The organism is Sphingomonas sp. AOB5, from assembly GCF_029433115.1.
GTDB lineage: Bacteria > Pseudomonadota > Alphaproteobacteria > Sphingomonadales > Sphingomonadaceae > Sphingomonas.
In genome coordinates this window covers 1-22,284 of the sequence record NZ_JARNTV010000055.1, presented here as the reverse complement: position 1 = coordinate 22,284, position 22,284 = coordinate 1, and the positions used below count along the sequence as shown (strand labels likewise).

Annotated in this window: 27 protein-coding genes; 16 read left to right on the top strand and 11 right to left on the bottom strand. The window is 65.5% G+C overall.

The genetic code is table 11. From position 1 onward, the window contains the following. The first annotated feature begins 219 nt into the window (after positions 1–219). Both P1X14_RS17560 and P1X14_RS17555 read left to right on the top strand, forming a co-directional pair. The gene (locus P1X14_RS17560) at positions 220–735 is read left to right on the top strand and encodes a thioredoxin family protein (RefSeq protein ID WP_277316714.1); all 516 of its coding nucleotides are present in this window, start codon (positions 220–222) and stop codon (positions 733–735) included. After that, positions 723–923 carry a DUF1289 domain-containing protein gene (locus tag P1X14_RS17555; protein ID WP_277316713.1) on the top strand — a complete coding sequence of 67 codons (201 nt, stop codon included), beginning with the start codon at positions 723–725 and terminating at the stop codon, positions 921–923. Before P1X14_RS17560 ends, P1X14_RS17555 begins: the two co-directional genes overlap by 13 nt. Before the next feature lie 146 nt (positions 924–1,069). Here the strand turns inward: P1X14_RS17555 and P1X14_RS17550 are convergent, their stop codons facing one another. From P1X14_RS17550 to P1X14_RS17540, 3 genes are all read right to left on the bottom strand, one after another. After that, positions 1,070–1,603 carry a TIGR00645 family protein gene (locus tag P1X14_RS17550; protein ID WP_277316712.1) on the bottom strand — a complete coding sequence of 178 codons (534 nt, stop codon included), beginning with the start codon at positions 1,601–1,603 and terminating at the stop codon, positions 1,070–1,072. Positions 1,604–1,660: 57 nt separating this feature from the next. Further along, a complete protein-coding gene (locus tag P1X14_RS17545; protein WP_277316711.1) occupies positions 1,661–2,287 on the bottom strand; it encodes a glutathione S-transferase family protein in 627 nt (208 codons plus the stop codon). A 197-nt stretch (positions 2,288–2,484) separates the two neighbouring features. Next, entirely contained in the window at positions 2,485–3,351 is an 867-nt protein-coding gene (locus P1X14_RS17540; protein ID WP_277316710.1) for a dienelactone hydrolase family protein, read from the bottom strand. Positions 3,352–3,462: 111 nt separating this feature from the next. Here P1X14_RS17540 and P1X14_RS17535 point away from each other — a divergent pair, with 111 nt between their 5' ends. After that, complete coding sequence (locus tag P1X14_RS17535) at positions 3,463–4,281, top strand: arylamine N-acetyltransferase (RefSeq protein ID WP_277316709.1); 819 nt, start codon at positions 3,463–3,465, stop codon at positions 4,279–4,281. Positions 4,282–4,457: 176 nt separating this feature from the next. On the opposite strand, the gene P1X14_RS17530 is transcribed toward P1X14_RS17535, so the two are convergent. The 6 genes from P1X14_RS17530 to P1X14_RS17505 form a co-directional block, all read right to left on the bottom strand. Then, positions 4,458–5,144, bottom strand: a complete 687-nt coding sequence (locus P1X14_RS17530) for a DUF1013 domain-containing protein (protein ID WP_277316708.1) — start codon at positions 5,142–5,144, stop codon at positions 4,458–4,460. Between the two features lie 111 nt (positions 5,145–5,255). Continuing rightward, the gene (locus tag P1X14_RS17525; protein ID WP_277316707.1) at positions 5,256–6,278 is read right to left on the bottom strand and encodes a glycosyltransferase family 1 protein; all 1,023 of its coding nucleotides are present in this window, start codon (positions 6,276–6,278) and stop codon (positions 5,256–5,258) included. A gap of 14 nt (positions 6,279–6,292) precedes the next feature. Further along, a complete protein-coding gene (locus P1X14_RS17520) occupies positions 6,293–7,168 on the bottom strand; it encodes a UDP-2,3-diacylglucosamine diphosphatase (protein WP_277316706.1) in 876 nt (291 codons plus the stop codon). A gap of 95 nt (positions 7,169–7,263) precedes the next feature. Next, entirely contained in the window at positions 7,264–7,884 is a 621-nt protein-coding gene (locus P1X14_RS17515; protein ID WP_277316705.1) for a glutathione S-transferase family protein, read from the bottom strand. 121 nt (positions 7,885–8,005) lie between these two features. Further along, positions 8,006–8,269: a GIY-YIG nuclease family protein gene (locus P1X14_RS17510; RefSeq protein WP_277316704.1), complete on the bottom strand. Its 264-nt coding sequence runs from the start codon at positions 8,267–8,269 to the stop codon at positions 8,006–8,008. Positions 8,270–8,348: 79 nt separating this feature from the next. After that, on the bottom strand, positions 8,349–9,350 hold the full coding sequence (locus tag P1X14_RS17505; RefSeq protein WP_277316703.1) for an NAD(P)H-quinone oxidoreductase: 1,002 nt from the start codon (positions 9,348–9,350) through the stop codon (positions 8,349–8,351). A 79-nt stretch (positions 9,351–9,429) separates the two neighbouring features. On the opposite strand from P1X14_RS17505, the gene P1X14_RS17500 reads away from it, so the two are divergent. The 3 genes from P1X14_RS17500 (at position 9,430) to P1X14_RS17490 (ending at position 12,716) form a co-directional block, all read left to right on the top strand. After that, a complete protein-coding gene (locus P1X14_RS17500) occupies positions 9,430–9,627 on the top strand; it encodes a DUF1192 domain-containing protein (RefSeq protein ID WP_277316702.1) in 198 nt (65 codons plus the stop codon). 135 nt (positions 9,628–9,762) lie between these two features. Continuing rightward, a complete protein-coding gene (gene clpA, locus P1X14_RS17495; RefSeq protein ID WP_277316701.1) occupies positions 9,763–12,087 on the top strand; it encodes an ATP-dependent Clp protease ATP-binding subunit ClpA in 2,325 nt (774 codons plus the stop codon). 131 nt (positions 12,088–12,218) lie between these two features. Beyond that, positions 12,219–12,716 carry a hypothetical protein gene (locus tag P1X14_RS17490; RefSeq protein ID WP_277316700.1) on the top strand — a complete coding sequence of 166 codons (498 nt, stop codon included), beginning with the start codon at positions 12,219–12,221 and terminating at the stop codon, positions 12,714–12,716. A gap of 3 nt (positions 12,717–12,719) precedes the next feature. Here P1X14_RS17490 and P1X14_RS17485 read toward each other — a convergent pair whose 3' ends face one another. Beyond that, a complete protein-coding gene (locus P1X14_RS17485; protein WP_277316699.1) occupies positions 12,720–13,172 on the bottom strand; it encodes a UrcA family protein in 453 nt (150 codons plus the stop codon). 77 nt (positions 13,173–13,249) lie between these two features. Beyond that, positions 13,250–14,455, bottom strand: coding sequence for a DUF418 domain-containing protein (locus P1X14_RS17480; protein WP_277316698.1), 1,206 nt, complete (start codon positions 14,453–14,455; stop codon positions 13,250–13,252). Positions 14,456–14,604: 149 nt separating this feature from the next. Here P1X14_RS17480 and P1X14_RS17475 point away from each other — a divergent pair, with 149 nt between their 5' ends. The 10 genes from P1X14_RS17475 to P1X14_RS17430 form a co-directional block, all read left to right on the top strand. Then, on the top strand, positions 14,605–16,290 hold the full coding sequence (locus P1X14_RS17475) for a diguanylate cyclase (RefSeq protein WP_277316697.1): 1,686 nt from the start codon (positions 14,605–14,607) through the stop codon (positions 16,288–16,290). 105 nt (positions 16,291–16,395) lie between these two features. Then, entirely contained in the window at positions 16,396–16,575 is a 180-nt protein-coding gene (locus P1X14_RS17470) for a hypothetical protein (protein WP_277316696.1), read from the top strand. A gap of 37 nt (positions 16,576–16,612) precedes the next feature. Continuing rightward, on the top strand, positions 16,613–18,301 hold the full coding sequence (locus P1X14_RS17465; RefSeq protein ID WP_277316695.1) for an AMP-binding protein: 1,689 nt from the start codon (positions 16,613–16,615) through the stop codon (positions 18,299–18,301). A gap of 202 nt (positions 18,302–18,503) precedes the next feature. Next, complete coding sequence (locus tag P1X14_RS17460; protein ID WP_277316694.1) at positions 18,504–18,749, top strand: exodeoxyribonuclease VII small subunit; 246 nt, start codon at positions 18,504–18,506, stop codon at positions 18,747–18,749. Between the two features lie 10 nt (positions 18,750–18,759). Next, positions 18,760–19,659, top strand: a complete 900-nt coding sequence (locus P1X14_RS17455) for a farnesyl diphosphate synthase (RefSeq protein ID WP_277316693.1) — start codon at positions 18,760–18,762, stop codon at positions 19,657–19,659. Then, positions 19,656–20,330 (top strand): GH25 family lysozyme, encoded by a 675-nt coding sequence (locus tag P1X14_RS17450; RefSeq protein ID WP_277316692.1) that lies wholly within the window; start codon positions 19,656–19,658, stop codon positions 20,328–20,330. The genes P1X14_RS17455 and P1X14_RS17450 overlap by 4 nt, the downstream gene beginning before the upstream one ends. A 45-nt stretch (positions 20,331–20,375) precedes the next feature. Beyond that, complete coding sequence (locus P1X14_RS17445) at positions 20,376–20,687, top strand: hypothetical protein (protein ID WP_277316691.1); 312 nt, start codon at positions 20,376–20,378, stop codon at positions 20,685–20,687. Next, complete coding sequence (coaD, locus tag P1X14_RS17440) at positions 20,684–21,190, top strand: pantetheine-phosphate adenylyltransferase (protein WP_277316690.1); 507 nt, start codon at positions 20,684–20,686, stop codon at positions 21,188–21,190. The genes P1X14_RS17445 and coaD overlap by 4 nt, the downstream gene beginning before the upstream one ends. A gap of 69 nt (positions 21,191–21,259) precedes the next feature. Next, a complete protein-coding gene (locus P1X14_RS17435) occupies positions 21,260–21,970 on the top strand; it encodes a peptidylprolyl isomerase (protein ID WP_277316689.1) in 711 nt (236 codons plus the stop codon). Between the two features lie 31 nt (positions 21,971–22,001). Next, on the top strand, positions 22,002–22,284 hold a 283-nt coding region (locus P1X14_RS17430), incomplete at its 3' end, for an S-adenosylmethionine:tRNA ribosyltransferase-isomerase (protein WP_277316688.1).

The window sequence follows — 22,284 nt, the reverse complement described above, 5'->3', positions numbered from 1 at the left end:
AGCGCGAACCGCGCACCCCGCGCCAGCCGCGCGAAGCCGCGCCCCGCCGCGAGGAAGCCAAGGCCCCGCAGCAGCGGCATCGCGACGATCGGGACGATGGTCCGGATGATGGCTGGAACGGCCCGATGCCGGACTTCCTGCGCTTTACGCTGGGCGAATAGGCTTGCCCGGCCCCGCGGGGCACCGTCATATTGCAGCGGTGTTCATGGGGGTTGGTGAATGATGCGTCGTCGGCTGTTCCTCGGGCTTCCGCTGCTCGCGATGCTGCCGGCGATGACGTTCGGGGGCGAAGGCCCGCCGACGCTGCGGATCCGCTCGGCACGCCAGCTGCCCCAGCCGTTGCCCGCGCCCTATGACAGCACCGCCAATGCCCGGCGCGACATCGCCGCGGCGACGGCCCGGGCGAAGAAGCGGAAAAAGCCGCTGCTGCTCGACTTCGGTGCCAATTGGTGCGTCGATTGCCGCGTGTTGGCCGGGGTGTTCGAGCTGCCCGAGATGAAGGCGTGGATCGCGCGCAATTTCGAGCTGGTCCAGATCGATGTCGGCCAGTTCGACCGCAATCTCGACATCCCCAAACGCTATGGCCTGGCCCAGCTGGAAGCCGTGCCCGCGGTGCTGGTGATCGACGCCAGAATCGGCAAGCTGCGCAATGTCGGCGAGGAGATCGCACTGGGCGATGCGCGGATCATGCAGCCGCAGAGCATCGCCGACTGGCTGGCACGATGGACGATCTGATCGAATTCGTCCCCATCGTCCCCAGCCCCTGCGTCAACATCTGCCGGATGAACCGGGTGCGGGGCTGGTGCGAAGGCTGTGGCCGGACGCTTGCCGAGATCGGGCGATGGGGCTCGACCGACGCTGCAGACCGCGATGCGGTGATGGCCGAATTGCCGGGGCGGATGAAGGCGATGGCCGGAGGCTAGGGCCGACACAAAATCCTCCCCCGGAGGGGGAGGTGGCAGGCGCAGCCGGACGGAGGGGTACTATCCGCGAAGGACATCGCTCGTGGAGACTACCCCTCCACCGCTTCGCGGTCCCCCTCCCCCTCCGGGGGAGGAACAAGAACGCCTTACTCCGGCTTCGACTTGCCCGGGCGGCTCGACAGATAATCGGTCAGTGCCGACAGCAACGCCGTCACCACGAAGGCGAAGTGGATCACCGTCATCCACATCAGCTCCATGTCGGTCATCGGCTTCTCGCCGATGCTCATGAAGCTCTTGAGCAGCTGGATGCCCGAGATCGCGACGATCGAGGCATAGAGTTTCAGCTTCAGCCCCGAGAAGGTGGTGGTGCCCATCCAACTCGGACGATCCTCATGGCCCTCGGTATCGATCTTCGAAACGAAGCTCTCATAGCCGGCGAGGATCACGACCAGGATCAGGTTCGCGGCCAGCGCGATATCGAGCAGGGTCAGCACCTTGAGGATCGCGGTCTCGACCGTCATCGTCGCCGCGTAGGGGATCATCGCGACGAACTCGCGCGCGAACACCACCAGCAGCAGCCCGATCGACAGGATCAGCCCGACATAGAAGGGGGCAAGCAGCCAGCGCGAGGCGAACAGCCCGCTTTCGAACGCGCGTTCGACCTGCTTCAACTTACTCATTTACCCCCCAAGAGTCACAAGAGTCGCACTGGCTACGCGTGCGCGCGCGACTTGCCCTTACGCGGGAGCGGCCTGCGGCATCAAGGCATTGTCCTTGTCCTTGCCGCGGCGATACGCATCGCGGTCGGTCACCCGCTCCGAATAGGCGAGGAACGCATCGAGCTTGGGCAGCGTGCCGAAGGCCACGCCCCAGGTTACCGCCGACCCGACATAGACATCGGCCGCGGTGAAGCGATCGCCGGTGACAAAAGGATGCGCCGACACCGCCTTGGCCAACGTCTCGACTGCGAGATCGTAATTGCCATAGCCGAAGCTGCGCTCCTGCTCCGCGCTGGGTTCGAACTTGGCGAAATTATTGGTGACGGCCTGCTCCAGCGGACCGGCGGCGAAGAACATCCAGCGATAATAATCCGCACGCTCCCCGTCGGTCGGCGCCAGCCCCGCCTCGGGAAACGCCTCGGCCAGATAGGCACAGATCGCGGCGCACTCGGTCACGACCTTGCCGCGATGGACGATCGCGGGGACCTTCCCCATCGGATTGATCGCCAGATATTCGTCCGACTTCATCGACGAGGCATAGTCCATCACGTGCGTCTCGTAGGGCGCGCCGGTCTCCTCCAGCATCCAGCGGACGATCTGCCCGCGCGACATGGGATTGGTGTAGAAGATGAGGTCGTTCGACATGGCCGGTCTCCGGTTTCAGAATTGGAACAATTGGAGAACGAAATTACCAACGAGTCAAGGGTGACATCCAATCCTCCCCCGCCAGGGGGAGGTGTCAGCGCAGCTGACGGAGGGGGAGGATTCCAGAACGAGCGTGGAAGAGTCCTCCCCCTCCGTCGCCTTCGGCGCCACCTCGCCCTTGCGGGGGAGGATTTGGGTTACAGCGCCCCCTTCAGCAGCACCAGCAGGCGCTCCCACGCACGTTCGGCCTGGGGCTGGTTGTAGGCGCGGCTGTCGGGCGGGCACCAGCCGTGCTGCGCACCGGCATAGACTTCGATCTCGGCCGGGAGCTTGGCCGCGGCATAGGCTTCGCGCACCTTTTCCTTTTCGGCCGGATTGCGCTGGTCGTCATTCTCAGCGACCGCGAAGAGGTAGCTCGCCTTCATCTTGGGGACGAGCAAATGCGGGCTGTCCGGCGCGTCGGTGGCAAGGCCGCCGCCATGGAAGGAGGCGCCCGCGCGGACGCGGCCCGGCACTGCCGCAGCCGTGCGCATCGTCAGCGGGCCGCCCATGCAATAGCCGGTGGTGCCGATGCCGCGCTTGGTATCAACTTCCTTCTGAGCGTCGATGAAGGCGATGAAGGTGGTGGCGTCGCGCACCGCGGCATCGGCAGTGATCAGCTTGCGCCATTCGAACGCCTGCTCGCGGATCTTCGCGCTGTCAGGCACATCGCCCGGCGCATGGTAGGGCGCCTTGGCCGAGCGGTAAAAGGGATTGACCGTCAGCACGGCATAGCCCGAGGCCGCGAGCCGGTCGGCCATTTCGCGGAAGGCGGGGCGCAGGCCCATGATGTCGGGCCAGACCAGCACCGCTGGATGCTTGCCGCTGGCGGGCGCGACGAAATAGGCGTCGCATTCGCCGTCCGGCGCCTTGATCACGACTTCGCGGCCGCTGACGGCAAAGGCATTGGCGGGAAGCGGCAGCGCGATCACCGCGGCGGCGGCAGCGACACCCGCACCGAATTCGCGGCGCGACAGCGCAGCGAGATGGCGATCCGTGTCGGCGGCGGTCAGTTCGTCACACATTTGCAGCTCCTGATTCGTCCCCCAAGGCGCCCGGGTTTATTCGCGCTGCCGGTCTCGCGAAAGCGCGAATCCCGCTATGGGTGATAAGAGCGGGGATGACGGGAGGGTTGGATGAAGCTGGCGGCGTATCTGGCGAGGATTGGATATTCGGGGCCTGTTGCGCCCGATTTCGCGACGCTGGATGCCGTGATGCGCGCGCATATCGCGACGATCCCGTTCGAGAATCTGGACGTGCAGCTGGGCAATCGCGTCGATACCGCCCTGCCAGGTATCTTCGACAAGCTGGTGACGCGGCGGCGGGGCGGCTGGTGCTACGAGAATAACGGGCTGCTCGGCTGGGCGCTGGGCGAGATCGGGTTCGATGTGCGGCGCGTTTCGGCAGGGGTGATGCGCGCGGTGCGCGGCGACGTTTCGCTGGGCAATCACCTGACGCTGATCGTGACGATCGATGGCCGGGAATGGCTGGTCGATGCCGGGTTCGGGGGCACGCAGGCGGCGCCGATCCCGTTCGCAGCGGGGGAATCGGATCACGCACCGTTCGTTCTGACGCTGGCGCAGGAGAGCGACGGCTATTGGCGCTTCGCCGAACGCTTTGGCGACAGCGATCCGTTCAGCTTCGATTTCCTGCCCGGCCCGGCCGACGAAGCCTTGTTCGCGCGGCAATGCGCGGCGCTGCAGGACGATCCCGAATCGATCTTCGTGCAGAATCTGGTGGTGCAGCAGCGCCAGGGCGAGTGGCATGTGTCGCTGCGCGGCCGCGTGCTGATGGAGCGCGGAGCCGATGGCGAGACCAAGCGGCTGGTGGCGGATGCCGGTGCGTTCGTGACGCTGCTGCGTGAGCGGTTCGGGCTGGACGTGCCGGGCGTCGAGGCGCTGTGGCCGAAGATCGTGGCGCGGCATGAGGTGTTGCTCGCGGAGAGTGCTGCATAGGTAGCCGTGCTCCGGCGAAGGCCGGAGCTTTGGACGTATTGCGAGGCGTTGACTGCCAAGGCTCCGGCCTCCGCCGGAGCACAGCTCATGTCTCGGCAGCCTCCTTATGCGAGCGCCAACGAAAAAGGCCGGGGACATGCCCCGGCCTTTTCTGTTTCAGTCCTGAAAGCCGCGGATCAGTCGCGCTTGCGGAACGGGTCCTCGAACGCCGGCGCGGTGACGACGGGTTCGCCGCCATCGGCGATGCGCTGCGCTTCGGCGGCCGCGGCGACGCGCTGGGCGCGCAGTTCCTCGATCAGCGCCTCGCGGTCACCCTCGAGGCGATTGTCGACCGGAGCTTCGAGGCCGGCGGCCTTGGCGGCCTTGGCAACGATCGCGTCCAGCTCGCGCTGCGAGGTGAGGCCCAGCGTGACCGGGTCCTTCGGCACGATGTTCGAGATGTTCCAGTGGCTGCGATCGCGGATCGCGGCGATGGTGGTGCGGGTAGTGCCGATCAGCTTGCCGATCGCGCCGTCGGAGATTTCCGGATGGTGGCGCAGGATCCAGGCGATGCCGTCCGGCTTGTCCTGACGCTTCGAGACCGGCGTGTAGCGCGGCCCCTTGGTACGGCGGATCTGCTCGGGACCCTTCAGCATCTTCAGCCGGTAATCGGCGTCGGCCTGGCCCTTCTCGATCTCGTCCATCGTCAGCTCGTGCGCACGAACGGGGTCGCGGCCGGTGAGCTTGGTGGTGGCGGTATCGTCGGCGATGGCCTGAACCTCGAGGATGTGCAGGCCGCAGAATTCGGCGATCTGCTCGAACGAGAGCGAGGTATTGTCGACCAGCCAGGAAGCGGTCGCATGCGGCATCAGCGGCTGGGCCACGGAGGTTCTCCGAACAGTAGAAACAATAAGGGCCGCCCATCACGGGCGGCCACTTCGGGGGCTGATCTAATGCGGGTTGCGGCTCAGGGCAAGGATTTAAGCCATTTAAGATCAGGCCGCTTCAGCCTCTTCCCCAATCGGGCAGAGCGCGTGGAGGAACTGCGCGGCGCTCGCTTCCCAGGTGAAGCTGCGGCCATAGCGGGCGCAGGCGGCGCGGTCGCGGGTCAGCGCGGTGGCGATGGCGCGGGTCAGGTCCTGATCGACCGCGCCGACTTCGGGGGTGACGATATCGATCGGCCCGGTGACCGGATAGCCAGCCACAGGCACGCCGCAGGCCAGCGCCTCGATCATCACCAGCCCGAACGTGTCGGTGCGGCTGGGGAAGACGAACACGTCGGCGGCGGCATAGGCGGAGGCGAGTTCGGTGCCGAACATCGGCCCCAGGAACTTCGCATCGGGATATTTGGCTTCGAGCGAAGCGCGCGCCGGGCCATCGCCGACGACGACCTTCGTGCCCGGGTGCGTGGTCTTGAGGAAGGCTTCGAGATTCTTCTCGACTGCGACGCGCCCGACATAGAGTTGCACGGGACCCTCCATCGCGGCCATCGCCGGATGCGGGGGCAGACCGGGACGGAAATTGGTCAGGTCCACCCCCCTGCCCCAATGTTTCAAATGGGTCAGCCCGTGATCGGCGAGCGACTGGCGGATCGACGGCGTCGCGGCGAGGATCGCGTAGCTGGGTGAATGGAACCAGCGGATATAGCGCCAGATCCACTCCGCCGGTACGCCCGAGCGCGCCGAGACATAGTCCGGGAATTGCGTGTGATACGCCGTGGTGAAGGGCTGGCCGGTACGCAGGCACCAGCGCCGCGCGGCGACGCAGAGCGGTCCCTCGGTGGCGAGATGGATCGCGGTCGGACGGAATTCCTCGAGCATTGCCCCGACATTGCGCGTGCGGGTGAGCGCCAGGCGGATCTCAGGGTAGGTCGGGCAGGGCAGCGAGCGGAACAGATCGGGCGAGATCACCATCACGGTGTGGCCGTGCCGCTCCAGCACCGCCCGGACCGACTGGAGGGTGCGGACGACTCCGTTGACTTGCGGTTCCCAGGCGTCGGTGACGATGGCGATGCGCATGGGTTCGTGCTCCGTCAGGCGGCCGCTCGCCGCTCTTCCGGTGCCTCGGGTCTGTCCCTTGCCGCTACCTCGTCCGCCCAGTGCAAAATCTCCATGCGGCCGTCGAAATGCTCGACCAGTGCCGTGCAGCCCTCCACCCAGTCACCATCGTTATAGTATTCAACGCCGTGGATCGACCGCATATCCGCAGCATGGATGTGACCGGCGACCACGCCATCGACTCCGCGGGAGCCGGCCTCGCGCGCGACGACCTCCTCGAACTTCGAGATGAACGAGACGGCGTTCTTCACCTTGGACTTGGCGTATTTGCTGAGCGACCAATAGGGCAGCCGCATCCAGCGGCGCACATGGTTGACCATGCGGTTGAGCGCCATCGTCGCTTCGTAGGCCGCGTCGCCCAGATAGGCGAGCCAGCGATGGGAGAGCATGATCGCGTCGAATTCGTCGCCGTGGAGGACCAGCAGGCGCTTGCCGTCGGCGGTCTCGTGGATCGCGGTGCGGGCAATCTCGACCCCGCCGAAATGCAGGCCGCTGAACTGGCGGAACATCTCGTCGTGATTGCCGGGGACATAGACGATGCGGGTGCCGCGATGCGCGCGCTTCAGCACGCGCCAGACGATGTCGTTATGCGTTTCGGGCCAGTAGAGCTTCTTCTTCAGCCGCCAGCCGTCGATGATGTCGCCCACCAGATACATGGTGTCGCTGTCGACATGGTCGAGAAAGTCGATCAGCAGCTCGGCATTGCAACCGCGCGTGCCCAGATGGACGTCCGAGATCCAGATCGTACGGTACTTGCGGCGCTCGGTGATGGCGCGCTCGGGGATCGATGGCGCCGAAGACGAAAAGTCCGCCGGATCGATTCCGAACGGAAGCCTGGTAATCGTGGCCATGGTCGCGAACCCCAAAGCTGCCCTTGCCTTGGGAGACCCCTATGACCGGTATTTGTTACAGCGTGATTCCCGGCCCGCGTCAGTAATGTGACCGTTCAAGCATCGATCGTGACATGTCCCGGCTGCGCGGCGACGCGGGCGAGCCAGGCCTGGATGTTGGGATAGAGCGACAGCTGGTAGCCACCGGCCTCGCAGACATGGGTATAGGCGTAGAGCGCGATGTCGGCGACGGTGAAGATGCCCGCGGCGAACCAGTCGCGGGTCGCGAGATGCTCGTCCATCAATTCCAGCGCGGCGAGGCCTGCTGCACGCTTGCCGGGCAGATTGGCTTTTTGCAGCTCGCTGAAATTCGCTTCGCCGATCCAGCCATACCAGAAGCGCAGGGTCGCGACGTTCGGCTCGTGGTTATACTGTTCCCAGAACAGCCAGCGCATCATGTCGGCATGGTCGAACCGCTCCTTGGGGATCAGCGGCGTGCCATGCGCGAGATAGAGGCAGGCGGCATTGCTTTCCGGCATGAAGCGGTCGGCGATCTGGAGCGTGGGGATGCGGCCATTGGCGTTGACGTTCGCAAGGAAGTCCGCGGTGCGCGTCTCGCCCTTCATGATGTCGTATTCGCGCCGCTCGAGCCTGGCGCCGACATGGCCGGCGGTGAGGCGGATCTTGTAGCAATTTCCGGATGCGGCGTACTCGTGAAGGATCAGGTCGGTCATCATTCGCTCCCTCCGGCTTCGCCTCCCTCATGCTGACGCAGCGGGCCGTGTCCAACAAGATGCGGCGGGAGATCAATAAGCAGAACTTATTATTCCGTCATCCCCGCGAACGCGGGATATTCTTTCAGACAAGCCGCTCGTAGAGATCGAGCCAGTCGGGATTTTCACGCTCGATTAATTCGATCTTCCACTCGCGCCGCCATTTCTTGATCGCCTTCTCGCGAGCGATGGCGGTGGGCATGTCAGCATGCTCCTCGAAATACACGAGGCGGTGGAGCTTGTACCGGCCGGTAAATTCGGAACCGGTGCCGTCCTTGTGTTGGTATACGCGATGCACGAGTTGGGCGGTGACACCCGTGTAGATCGCGCCGCGGTAGCGGTCGGCCATCATGTAGACGTGTGGACGCTTCTTTAAGCAGAAAAAGCGGGATCCCCGCGTTCGCGGGGATGACGGAGGGAAGATGTTTTCACTCCCCCACCACCAGCACGATCTTTCCGAAATGGCCGCCCGAATCCATCCTCGCATGGGCGGCTGCTGCCTGATCCAGCGGGAAAGTGCTGTCGAGTACCGGCTTCAGTCTGCCCTCGGTCACGAAGGGCCAGACGTTGCGGTGGAGTTCGTCGGCAACCATCGTCTTGAACGACACACTGCGGGGACGCAGGGTCGATCCGGTCAGGGTCAGGCGATTGCGCATGATCTGGAAGATCGGGATCTCGGCGGTCATCCCGCCCTGCACCGCGATCGAGACGTGGCGGCCGTCCGGGGCCAGGCATTTCAGGTTACGCGGCACATAGTCGCCGCCGACCATGTCGAGCACCACGTTCACGCCGCGGCCGCCGGTGATCGCCTTTACCCGCTCGACGAAATCCTCGGTCCGGTAATTGATCGCATGGTCCGCGCCATGCGCGACGGCCTGCGCGGATTTCTCGTCGCTGCCGCAAGTGACGATCGCGGTGATGCCGAACAGGTTGCACAGGCTGATCGCCATGGTGCCGATGCCGCTGGTGCCGCCATGGATCAGCACCCGATCGCCATCGACCGCATAGGCGCGCTCGAACAAATTGGTCCACACGGTGAACAAGGTCTCGGGGATCGCCGCGGCCTCGACCATCGACAGTCCCTCGGGCACCGGCAGGCACTGGCCCATCGGCGCGACGCAATATTCGGCATAACCGCCGCCCGCGACCAGCGCGCAGACCGGCTGGCCGATCATCTCGCGCGGCACATCGTCGCCCGCCGCCACAATCTCACCCGCCACTTCGAGGCCGAGGATCGTCGGCGCGTCGGGCGGCGGCGGATAGAAACCCTGGCGCTGGGTGACGTCGGGCCGGTTCACTCCGGCGGCGGCGACGCGGATCAGCACCTCGCCCGGCCCGGGCACCGGCACCGACCGATCGACCGGGACAAGCACCTCGGGACCGCCCGGCGTTTCCGGATCGATCGCGCGCATGGTCGTGGGAAGAGTCATTTCGCGAGACCCGTAAGCAGTTTTCCGAAGCCTCCCGCTTATTGACATCCCCCCCTCCCGGGTCAACGTTGGCGAGGCGATGGATCTGGAAGAGAATCTCCCCCGCCGTAAGGACGATCTGGTCGCCCAGTTGGGCAAGCAGGACCTCGACCCCTATTCGGTGGACGAGCTGGACGAGCGGATCGAACTGCTCACGGCGGAAATCGAACGCACTCGTATTAAACGCGAACGCGCCGTTAACCATCGCGCAAGCGCTGACGCACTATTCAAGCGATGAGCGTTGCACCGGAGCATGGGGCGATAGCCGCAAAACTCCGGTGCTGGGCCGCCACGCTTGATGCGAGCGTCCGTCATCCCGACATAGTGGGAAACCGGGCCGCGTATCCTTCTGGCCCGACTGGAGTTGCTACAAATGCCTAGTTTCGCCTCCGCTCTCGAATCCACGCTCCACAAGGCACTCGAAGCCGCAAGCTCGCGCCGCCACGAATATGCGACGCTGGAGCATCTGCTGCTCGCGCTGGTCGATGACGAGCATGCCTCGAAGGTGATGAGCGCATGCGGCGTCGATCTTGCCGAGCTGGGCAACACCGTCGCCCATTATCTCGACACCGAGCTGGAAGCGCTGAAGGTCGAGAACGCCACCGACCCCTCGCCCACCAGCGGGTTCCAGCGCGTGGTCCAGCGCGCGATCCTCCACGTCCAGTCCTCGGGCCGCGACGAAGTGACCGGCGCCAACGTGCTGGTCGCGCTGTTCAGCGAGCGCGAGAGCTATGCGGTCTATTTCCTGCAGCAGCAGGACATGAGCCGCCTCGACGCGGTCAGCTTCATCTCGCACGGCGTCGGCAAGGGTTCGACCCCGACCGAAGCCAGCACCCCCAAGGGCGCCGAGGAAGAGAAGTCGTCCAAGGCCGAAGCCAAGTCGGGCAAGGGCGAAAGTGCGCTCAAGCAGTTCACCGTCGACCTCAACGAGAAGGCGAAGAACGGCAAGGTCGATCCGTTGATCGGGCGCGGACCGGAAGTGGACCGCACCGTCCAGATCCTGTGCCGCCGCAGCAAGAACAACCCGCTCTATGTGGGCGATCCCGGCGTCGGCAAGACCGCCATCGCCGAAGGCCTGGCGCGCAAGATCGTCGAAGGCCAGGTGCCCGAGGTGCTGAAGGAAGCGGTGATCTATTCGCTCGACATGGGCGCGCTGCTGGCCGGCACCCGCTATCGCGGTGACTTCGAGGAGCGGCTGAAGCAGGTCGTCAACGAGCTGGAGAAGCTGCCCCACGCGGTGCTGTTCATCGACGAGATCCACACGGTGATCGGCGCGGGCGCGACCTCGGGCGGCGCGATGGATGCGTCGAACCTGCTCAAGCCCGCACTGTCGGGCGGCACGATCCGCTGCATCGGCTCGACCACCTACAAGGAATTCCGCAATCACTTCGAGAAGGACCGGGCGCTGCTCCGTCGCTTCCAGAAGATCGACGTCAACGAGCCGACGATCGAGGACACGATCAAGATCCTGAGCGGCCTGCGTTCGGCATTCGAGGACCATCATCACGTCAAATACACCCCCGACGCGATCAAGTCGGCGGTGGAACTGAGCGCGCGCTACATCAACGACCGCAAGCTGCCCGACAAGGCGATCGACGTGATCGACGAAGTGGGCGCGATGCAGATGCTGGTGCCGCCGTCGAAGCGGAAGAAGACCATCACCACCCGCGAGATCGAACAGGTGATCGCGACGATGGCGCGCATCCCGCCGAAAACCGTCTCGACCGACGACACCAAGGCGCTGGCGAACCTGACCACCGACCTGAAGCGCGTCGTGTTCGGGCAGGACAAGGCGATCGAGATCCTGTCCTCGGCGATCAAGCTGAGCCGGGCGGGCCTGCGCGATCCGGACAAGCCGATCGGCAATTATCTGTTCAGCGGCCCCACCGGCGTCGGCAAGACCGAAGTCGCGCGGCAGCTGGCCGATATCCTGGGCATCCCGCTCCAGCGGTTCGACATGTCCGAATATATGGAACAGCATTCGATCAGCCGCCTGATCGGTGCCCCTCCGGGCTATGTCGGTTACGATCAGGGCGGCCTGCTGACCGATGCGGTCGATCAGCAGCCGCATTCGGTGCTGCTGCTCGACGAAATCGAGAAGGCACATCCGGCGCTGTTCAACATCCTGCTGCAGGTGATGGATAACGGACGCCTGACCGATCACCACGGCAAGACGGTCGATTTCCGCAACACGATCGTGATCATGACCACCAATGCCGGTGCGTCGGACATGTCGAAGGAATCGATCGGCTTCGGCGAGATCGCGCGCGACGATGTGCAGGAAGAAGCGGTGAAGAAGCTCTTCACCCCCGAATTCCGCAACCGCCTCGATGCGATCGTGCCGTTCGACTATCTGCCGCCGTCGGTGGTCAGCCGCGTGGTCGAGAAGTTCATCCTCCAGCTGGAGCTCCAGCTGGCCGATCGCGGCGTCCATATCCAGCTCGACGAGGAGTCGAAGGCGTGGCTCACCGAGCGCGGCTATGACAAGCTGTACGGCGCGCGCCCGATGGGCCGCCTGATGCAGACCAAGGTCAAGCAGCCGCTGGCCGAGGAACTGCTGTTCGGCAAGCTGGTCCATGGCGGCGAGGTGAATGTGAAGCTGAAGGACAATGAGCTGTCCTTCGAGATCACGCCCGCCGCGCCGAAAAAGCCCAAAAAGGGTGGCGGCAAAAAGGCTGTGGAAGCCAAGGCGAAGTAAACGCCGGCACTGGAACGGAAATGCGAAGGGCCGGGGCGAAAGCTCCGGCCCTTTTGCTTGTCGCCTCATCCGGGGATCGGCTAAGCATAGGGGATCAGCACCATGCTTGGCCGAAGCCGGCCAATTTCCTGATGCCCATTGCCGTCTTCGAAAATCACAGGGATGAAGCCCTGACCTTCATCATCGACCCAAGCGGGCAGGTGTTCGAAGTGCCGCCGCTCGCCCGGATCGGAGTCCGGTACGCGTTTGCGTCCGGTGCGCCGGAATGGACCTCGGCGTCGCATGGCGAGCGGTCGATTTCCTTCTGGTGCGACGCCCCGGGCATCGAGGTCGAGATTGTCCATCCGATGCCGTTCGACCGGCTGCTTTGGGCGCTTTGTGTCACCTATGGCTGTTGCGGCGGGATCGTGGACGGGGAGCCGGTGCATGTGACCGACCTGCTGCCCGGGGCCGGGACCGTCACCGCAAGTCAGTTCGCCCTGGCGGCGCTCGCGGCGGAAGGCATCGATGATGGTGATGCGCGGGCCCGCTGGATGCCGCGGCTGGAGGCGCTGTTCCGGAAGCATATGGGAGCGGACGAAATGCCCGCCGAAGCGCTCGCCCGGAACCTCGCCAATCCGTTCGACTGAGACTCAGCGTTGGTAATAAACCGGCGGTGGCGGCGGCGAATGGGTGATGATCACCACAACCGACGCGCCGGGCTGTGGCGGCGGAGGCAGCGGTGCGGGGTAGTAGACCTGTGCGGGGGCCGGGCAGTTCCAGCCGCAATTGCGGATCTGCTCGGCACGTTCCTCGGCAAGGCGGCGCATCCATTGATCGCGCGAGACCGCCCAGGCGACCTGATCCTGGGTGCTGGCCCAGGCTTCGTCGCGGCAGGCGCGGTCGGTCGAGCAGATGCGCTCGACTGCGTTGCGGATGCGCTTGTCGAGCGTGGTCATGCCGGCGTTGGTCGACAGATCGAGATCGGCGGCCTCGACCGCGATGGTGCGCGTCTCGTAGCGCTCTTGGCCATAGGGTGTCTGGGCCTGCGCGGCGCCTGCCGTCGCGAGGATCGCCGCCATGGCTGTCAGCAAGTTGCGGATCATCGTTCGCCTCCCGGCCGGCATCATAACCGCTCGGAAAGGCGCGAAATATCACCGGATGCCTGCGATTCCGTCCCGATTCAGGCCGGAGTCCTGCGGCGGAACGGCACGTTCCACGTCATATAGGTGGCAGCGCGCCACAGCCATTCGATCGGGCCGTACTGGAAGCGGCGCAGCCACCATGCGGCAAAAGCCATCTGCACGCCCACGCCGAGCAGTGCGACGGTGAGGCGGGTGGCCGGGTTCCAATCGTCCCACAGGCCGAGACCGAAGCCGTAGAAGACGGGGATGAACACCAGGCTCTGCCCGATATAGAAGGTCAGGGTCAGCCGTCCGGCGGGGACGAACGGGCGGAGCAGCCGCTGTGCCGGGCCCTGCCACAGCGCCATCAGCACCAGCGCCCAGACCGCCATCGCCGAGAGTTCGAACCACATGTTCGAGATCGTCGCGAAGGCGCGGTTGGCGCCGGAGCCAAGGCCCAGCGCCCAGAAGAGATTGAAGCCGGTCCCCTTCGCCCACCAGGTCAGCAGCGCGAGCGGCATCGCCACGGCCAGCGCGATCCAGCGCGCGCGGACGAAATCGCCCAGCCGCGAGAAGAAGCCGATCCGGCCCAGCACCAACCCGACCAGATAGAGGCCGAGGATCACGAACAGCCGCCCCGATTCCCACAGAAACGCCCATTTCGGCGCCTGACCATAGCTGAGATTGACCGACAGCACGTCGATCAGGCTGCCATGGACATAGACCTGCATCGCCGGATCATGGCCATAGCCCGGCGCGCGATTGGCCCATTCATAGCCGCCTGCGCCCGCCGCCATCTGGATCCACAGGGTCGGCCCGATCAGGCAGAACAGGGCGATCCACAGCAGCAGGCGGTTGTCCTTGATCCGGTTGAGCAGCAACAGGATGAAGCCCATCGCCGAGAGCAGCTGAATGATGTCGCCGCGGAACACCAGGCTGTGCAGCGTGCCGATCGCGAACAGCACGGTCAGCCGCCATGCGAAGCGCGCGGTGAAATCGACCCCGCGCCGCTCGGCATTGTCCATCAGGATGAAGAAGCTGAAGCCGAAGCAGAGTGCCAGCAGCGAGAAGCTCTTGCCCAGCAGCAACAGGTTCACCGTATCGACGATGGCGCCGCCGGTCGGCCGGTTCCAGTAGAGTTCGTAGCTGGCGATCATATGGACCAGGAACAGGCCCGCGACCGCGAAGCCGCGCAGCATGTCGACGACTTCCAGCCGCGCATTGCCGCCCGGCGCCGCCGCCCCCTGCCCGTCCGTCCCGCTCATGCTCACTCCAACACCTGCGCGGGCGCTCTAGCCGCCATGGCGCGGAAAGCAAAATCGCGCGCGGCAAGCGGCGGACCTGCAAGCGTTTTTCCTTAAGGGTAACCCCGTTCTTAACCGGATGTTTGCGATGATTCCGCTAGCAGGCCGGAATGCGTTTCCGTCTGCCTTCGGCGTTTTTCGCCTGGCTGTTCCTGTCGTTCCTGTTCGCCGCTCTCCCGGCCTCGGCCCAGCGCGCGGATGCGGGCCGCGAACTGGCGGTGTGCGTGTTGCGCGACACCGGCGGGATGAACCCGGCGCAGCTGATCCAGCATCCCGAACGCTTCGATTGCAAGACGCCGCAGCACAAGATGGGCAGCGGCGATTACTGGGTGATCTCCGAGGATATCGGCGTGCGTTCGCGATCGCGCGAGCCGCTCAACATCCGCTGGGCGAGCCTGTGGCAGCAGTCCGTATCGGTCCATGCGCTCTATTCCGACGGCCGCATGTCGACCGTGCAGACCGGCTCGCGCGGCATCGCGCCGTGGATCCAGCTGGGCGCCATCGCCGAAGTGCCGCTGCCGCGCCTGACCTCCAAGGTCGTGCGGGTGATGTGGCATGTCGAGGGTGCGGCCAGCGTGCGCGGCATCGTGCTGGGCGCGCGCCTTGCGACCGGCGAGCAGAGCGCGCGATCCAACCTGATGATGGCCGGGATCTATGCGGGGTTCGGCGGGCTGTGCCTGGCGCTGCTGGTCTATAATTTCGCGCTATGGGGCGCGCTGCGGCACCGGTTCCAGCTGTGGTACTGCCTGATGGTGGCGGGGCTGCTCGGCTATTGCTTCACCTCTTCGGGAGCATTCGCCTGGGCCTTCCCGGACGTGTCGAACAATTCGCGGCTGCAGCTCAACTATCTCCAGATCGGATTGCTATCCGGCGCGGCGCTGATGTTCGCGCGGACCTTTTTCGAGGAGCGGATATTCACCGGCTGGCTGGGCCGCGCGACCACGGGAATCGCGGCGATGATCGCGGGCGCCGGTGTGGTGGTGTGGGCCGCGGCGCCGTTTGCGATCCGCGTCGCGGACTGGATCTTCACCCTGATTTTCCTCGGCCTCGCCACCGTCGTGGTGCCGATGCTGTGGCGCGCATGGCGGCTTCGCAGCAATTATCTGTGGCTGTTCGCGATCGCATGGGGCGCGCCGATCATGGCGGCGGTGCTGCGCATCCTTGGCAATCTCCATGTCCTGCCGTGGAGCTTCTGGCTCGATAATTCGACCATCCTGTCGATGACCGCGGAGGCGCTGCTTTCCAGCGTCGCCATCGCCTATCGCATCCGCCTGCTCAGCCTCGAGCGCGACCGGGCGATGGAGGGCGAGGAATATGCCCGCCGGCTGGCCGAGACCGATCCGCTGACCGGCCTGCTCAACCGCCGCGCCTTCCTTGAGAAAGCCATCGGACGGCCCGGCGAGCAGGTGCTGCAGATCGCCGATCTCGATCACTTCAAGCGGGTCAACGACACGCTGGGCCATGACGGCGGCGACGAAGTGCTGCGCGTGTTCGCCCGCCTGCTGCGCAACGCCGTGCCGACCGGCGCGCTGGTGGCGCGGATGGGCGGGGAGGAATTCGCGATCCTTGCCAGCCAGGACGAGCGCGTCGAGGCCGAGACGATCCTTGCCCGGCTGCGTGGCACCCGCATGCCGTTCGACGTGAAGGTGACCGCGAGTATCGGTACCTGCACCGGCCCGCTTTCGACCGAGCCCGAATGGAAGGCGCTGTATCGCGGCGCGGACAAGGCGTTGTTCGAAGCCAAATCGGCCGGCCGCGACCGCGCGCGGGTCGCGCAGGGCCTCGCCGCGGCCTGATTTTTTCGCGGAACGATCATAGCCAATGGCTATGACCGCCTTGCCGGATTCGCGCGTTTCGCCTATGCTTAACGCACCATGGAACAGCGCAGGCGCAGATTGGTCTTGTTCGCGGCAGTTGCCGCGTTCCTGCTGCTCGCCTGGTCGCCGGGCAACCATGCCAATATCGAGATCCTGACGCACGAGCAGACCGACCTGAACCCGCACAAGGTGCAGGCCGCGATCGACCTTGGGCTGGTGGGCATTTCGGTCCTGTATACATGGACTTCGAACCTTACCCGCTGACTTGCCTGAGTTCCGGCTCCTGCTTACACCCGTGTAAATGAGCGATCCCGAACAGGTCTGGCGCAGCGCCTATCTCCATCCCGGTCCGTGGGACCAGCACCTCCCGCCGCTGTCGATGGTCGATCTGTTCGAGGCGAGCGCCAACGCGCATCCGCAGGCGCCCCTGCTCGATTTCCTCGGCCGCAAATACAGTTATGCCGAGACGATGGACGGCGCCAACCGCGTCGCCTGCGGCCTGCGCGCGATGGGCTATGGCCCGGGGGACCGCATCGGCCTGTTCCTGCCGAACGTGCCGCATTACGTCGCCGCCTATTACGGCATCCTCAAACTGGGTGCGACGGTGGTGAACTTCTCGCCGCTCTACACGGTGGACGAACTGTCGCAGCAGGTGGCGGATTCGGGGACGAAGCTGCTGTTCACCATCTCGGCGACCGCATTGCTGCCCACCGCGCTGGCGGTGCTGGAGAAGAGCCATCTCGAGCGGCTGGTGGTCGGATCGGTCGCCGGCGCCCTGCCCGGCGCCAAGTCGCTTTTCTATCGCCTGTTCCGCGGCAGCGAAGTGGCGAAGACGCCCGACGACAAGCGCATCACTGCCTTTTCCGCGCTGATCCACAATGACGGCGTGTGCGATGCGCCGAAGCTGGATCCCGAGACCGATCTGGCGCTGATCCAGTATACCGGCGGCACCACCGGCACGCCCAAGGGCGCGATGCTGACCCATCAGAACCTGTCGGCCAATGCGCGGCAGGTGGCCCGGCTCGATCCGGAGGCCGGCAAGGGCGTCGACCGGATCATGGGCGTGCTGCCCTTCTTCCACGTCTTCGCCAATACCTGTGTGCTCAACCGCACCATCGTAACCGGCGGCGAGATCGTGATGCTGCCGCGCTTCAACGCCAAGCAGACGCTGGCCGCCCTGCGCCGCACCAGGCCGACCGCACTGCCGGGCGTGCCGACCATGTACCAGGCGCTGCTCGACACGCCGGGCATGGCCAGGAGCGATTTCGAATCGGTGCGCTTCTGCATCTCCGGCGGCGCACCGCTGGCGGCCGAACTGAAGGCGCGGTTCGAGGAGGCGACCGGATCGCGGCTGGTGGAAGGCTATGGCCTGTCCGAGAGTTCGGGCGTGGTCTCGTGCAATCCATATGAGGCGTTCAACAAGCCCGGCACGATCGGCCAGCCGATCCAGTCCACGCGGCTGCGGCTGGTCGACAAGGAAGACCCAACCAGGGACGTGCCGCCGGGCGAGCCGGGCGAGCTGATCGTCGCGGGGCCGCAGATCATGCGCGGTTACTGGAACCGGCCGGACGCCGATGCCAGCGTGTTCGTGATCGAGGCGCAGGGCAATCGCTGGCTGCGCACCGGCGACGTCGCGGTGATCGAGGAGGACGGCTTCGTCCGCATCGTCGACCGGCTGAAGGACATGATCGCCGTGGGGGGCTTCAAGGTGTTCCCCAGCCAGATCGAGGCGATCCTCTATCACCACCCGGCGATCAAGGAAGCGCTCGTGGTCGGCATGCCCGATGCCTATCATGGCGAAATGCCGCGCGCCTATGTGACGCTGCACGACGACGCGACCGATACCGGTGAGACGATCAAGGCGTGGCTGAACCCGCAACTGGGCAAGCATGAGCGGGTGGACGATGTGGTCGTGCGGTTGAGCCTGCCCAAGACGATGATCGGGAAACTGAGCCGCAAGGATTTGCTGGCCGAGGTTTTGCCGAAGTAGATGGCGGAGGGAACAGAGTTGTGCTCCGGCGAAGGCCGGAGCGTTGGCCGCCACGCATTCCCTTTCCAAAGCTCCGGCCTTCGCCGGAGCACAGCTATTTGTCTCAACGGGATAAGCGCCGAATAGATTCAGGTCGATGTTGGTTGGGCACTCCACCCCAACCCTGTTGCAATCGCCCACCCCCCTGCCGCATAGCACCGCCATGGCAGAGGACAGTGAAATCGCCGCGCTTTCGTTCGAAGAAGCGTTGAAGGAACTCGAGCGGATCGTGGGCCGGCTCGAAAGCGGCGAAGCGGCGCTGCAGGAGGCGATCGACCTGTATGAGCGTGGCGACCAGTTGCGCCGCCAGTGCGCCGCGCGGCTCGATGCGGCGCAGGCGCGGATCGAGGCGATCCGGCTGGACGCCGATGGGCGCGCGAGCGGCACCACGCCCTTCGCGGCCGGTTGATCCACACGCGATGGGGGCCGAAGCGACATCGCTGAAGGAAGCGGCGGCAATCGTTTCCGCCGAGATCGACAATCAGTTCGATACGCTGCTGGCGGTGCCCGGCGATCCCCGCGCCAATTTGTACCGCGCGATGCGCCATGCCGCGATCGGCGGGGGCAAGCGCCTGCGCCCGCTGCTCGTTTCGGCCACCGCGCAGATCTTCGGCGTGGACAAGACTTGCATCGCCCGGACAGGCACCGCGATCGAGTGCATCCATGTCTATTCGCTGATCCATGACGACCTGCCGGCAATGGACGACGACGATATGCGCCGCGGCAAGCCGACGGTGCACCGCGCGTTCGACGAAGCAACCGCGATCCTGGCGGGCGATTGCCTGCACGCGATGGCGTTCGAGATTCTGGCCGACGAAGCGACCCATCCCGATCCGTTCGTCCGCATCGACCTGACCGGCGAACTGGCGCGTGCATCGGGGCCTTCGGGCATGGCCGGTGGGCAGATGATGGATCTGGAGGCCGAGAAATCGAGCTTCGACCTGCCGACCGTCACCCGGCTTCAGGCGATGAAGACCGGTGCGCTGATCGCCTGTTCGGTCGAGATGGGCGCGATCCTGGGCCGCGTTTCCCCCGAGGGACGCACCGGCCTGCGCGGCTATGCCCGCGACGTGGGCCTGGCCTTCCAGATCGCCGACGACATTCTCGACGCCGAGGGAGACGAGGAACTGGCCGGCAAGAAGCTGCGCAAGGACGGCGATGCGGGCAAGGAGACCTTCCTGAGCCTGCTCGGCCTCGAGCGTGCCCGCGAGCAGGCGCATATGCTGGTCGATCAGGCCATCGCCCATCTGCGCAGCTATGGCGCCGAAGCCGACCTGCTGCGCGCCATCGCCCGATACACGCTGGAGCGCGACCGGTGACCGCCCGGCGCGCCGCGATCGGCGCGCTGGTGCTTGCGATGCTGGGCCTGCTCGTCTGGCTCTATGCGATCCACTGGAAGCCGTCCGAGGCCAGCTATCCGCGGCAGGGCATCGACGTGTCGCACCATCAGGGCGCGATCGACTGGCTGGCGGTGGCGGAAAGCGACGAGGTGGATTTCGCCTATATCAAGGCGACCGAGGGTGGCGACCATCGCGACCGCCGCTTCGCGAGCAACTGGGCAGGCGCAGGCAGCGCGGCGATCGCGCGCGGCGCCTATCATTTCTTCACGCTCTGCACGCCGGGCGACGTGCAGGCGCGCAACTTCATCGCGACGGTGCCCAAGACGCCGCTGATGCTGCCGCCCGCGATCGACCTGGAGTTCGGCGGCAATTGCGCCGCGCGGCCCAGCCCGGATGCACTGGTGGTCGAGCTGATGATCTTCATCCGCGCGGTCGAGGCGCAATATGGACAGCAGGTCGTGCTGTACCTCACCCGCGAGTTCGATGCGGGCTATGCGATCAGCGAGCGCGTGCCGCGCCGGCTGTGGTTGCGCAGCCTGATCCGCGAGCCGGGCTGGGGCGCGCGGCCCTGGTCGATCTGGCAGGCATCGAGCTTTCGCAGCGTGGCGGGGATCAAGGGCGGCGTCGACTGGAACGTCGAGCGGCCGTGACGCGCCACGCTTGACACCGGACCTTCGCAGCCGCAGCACCGCGCGGTGACCGAGCCCCGGCAACCCGCGTGGAGCCAGACGTTTCTGGCAGTCCGTCTGTGGATCGCCTATCCGCTGTTCGTGCTCATCCTGATTGCCGGCGACTATCGGTGGATCGCGATCGCGGCGTTTCTCGCATTGGTGGCCGTTACGCTCGTCATTCTTTGTCCGCGCTGCGGCCGCAGCATCGTCCTGTTCGACCACAAGACCGACCGCAACGGCACGATCCATTGCAAGCGCGCGCCTGCTCCACCCCGTCCGTCGTCGCTTGCGGGCGATATCGGCCATCGTCATCCCTCTGAGGAATCCGTTTCATGACCACGCGCATCGGCGTCTATCCCGGTACCTTCGATCCGATCACGCTCGGCCATATGGACATCATCCGGCGCGGCGCGAAGCTGGTCGACCGGCTGGTGATCGGGGTCACCACCAATCCTTCCAAATCGCCGATGTTCTCGGTCGAGGAGCGGATGGAGATGGTGACGCGCGAGATTGCGGGGATCGATGGCGAGATCCAGGTGGTCAGCTTCGATTCGCTGCTGATGGATTTCGCCGAGCGCGAAGGCGCCAGCATGATCGTGCGCGGCCTGCGCGCCGTCGCCGATTTCGAATATGAGTATCAGATGGCGGGCATGAACCAGCAGCTCAACGACCGGATCGAGACGGTGTTCCTGATGGCCGACGTCTCGCTCCAGCCGATCGCCAGCCGGCTGGTGAAGGAGATCGCCATGTATGGCGGCGCGATCCGCAAGTTCGTTGCCCCCACGGTGGAGGCCGATGTGGCGAAGCGGGTGGCCGAACTGGGACGCAAGGGTAGTTAAACGCGGGCTTTGAGCCGCCACAATCTTGGATTAGACCGCGCCAACCCAGACTTGGGAATTGGAGAATCGATGCGTTTCGTTGCCGCTATGGCCGCCCTGGCCGCGCTGTTCACCGTCACTCCCGCTGCAGCCCAGAAAGCACAGAAGCCGACAGCGGAGCCGCTGCGCGGCGTCGAATCGAAGGCCGAGCAGCCGCAGGCGGTGCTGACCGCCGCGGACCCGGAGAATACCTGGATCCTCGATCTTTCCTCGGGCGGCCGCGTCACCATCCGGCTGCGCCCCGATGTCGCGCCGAAGATGGTCGAGCGGATCAAGACGCTGACGCGCAGCGGTTTTTATAACAATGTCATCTTCCACCGCGTGATCGACGCGCCCGAATCGATGGCCCAATCGGGCGATCCCAAAGGCACCGGCGCGGGTGGATCGGACCTTCCCGACCTGCCCTCCGAATTCAACGATCTGCCGCATGTGCGTGGCGCCGTTTCGGCCGCGCGCACCCGCGATCCGAACAGCGCGAACAGCCAGTTCTTCATCATGTTCGGCCCGCGCCTGGCGTTCGACCGCAACTATACCGTGTTCGGCCGGGTGACGACGGGCATGGAATGGGTCGACAAGATCGAGCGCGGCGAACCGCCCGCGCGCCCGACCCGGATCGTCCACGCCTATATCGCGGCGGACAATCCCCCGGCCTATAGCAACGCGCCCGCGCCGGCGGCGAATGTGCTGCCCGCAGGCGAGACCGAAGTCACGCTGCCGGGCACGACGCCGCCCAAGAAGTAAGACACGCCGCGATACCGGAGGGCTTCGGCCCGTGAATGTCGATCTGTTCGATTTCGAGCTTCCGCCCGAACGCATTGCGCTGCGCCCGGCATCCCCGCGCGATTCGGCGCGGATGCTGGTGGTCAGCGGTGGCGCGATGCGCGACGCGAGCGTCTCCGACCTGCCCGGCGAACTGCGCGCGGGCGACGTGCTGGTGTTCAACGACACGCGGGTGATCCCCGCCCAGCTGACCGGCACGCGCGGGGACGCGAAGATCGGCGCGACGCTGCACAAGCGCGAGGGGCCGCGCCGCTGGCGCGCGTTCATCCGCAATG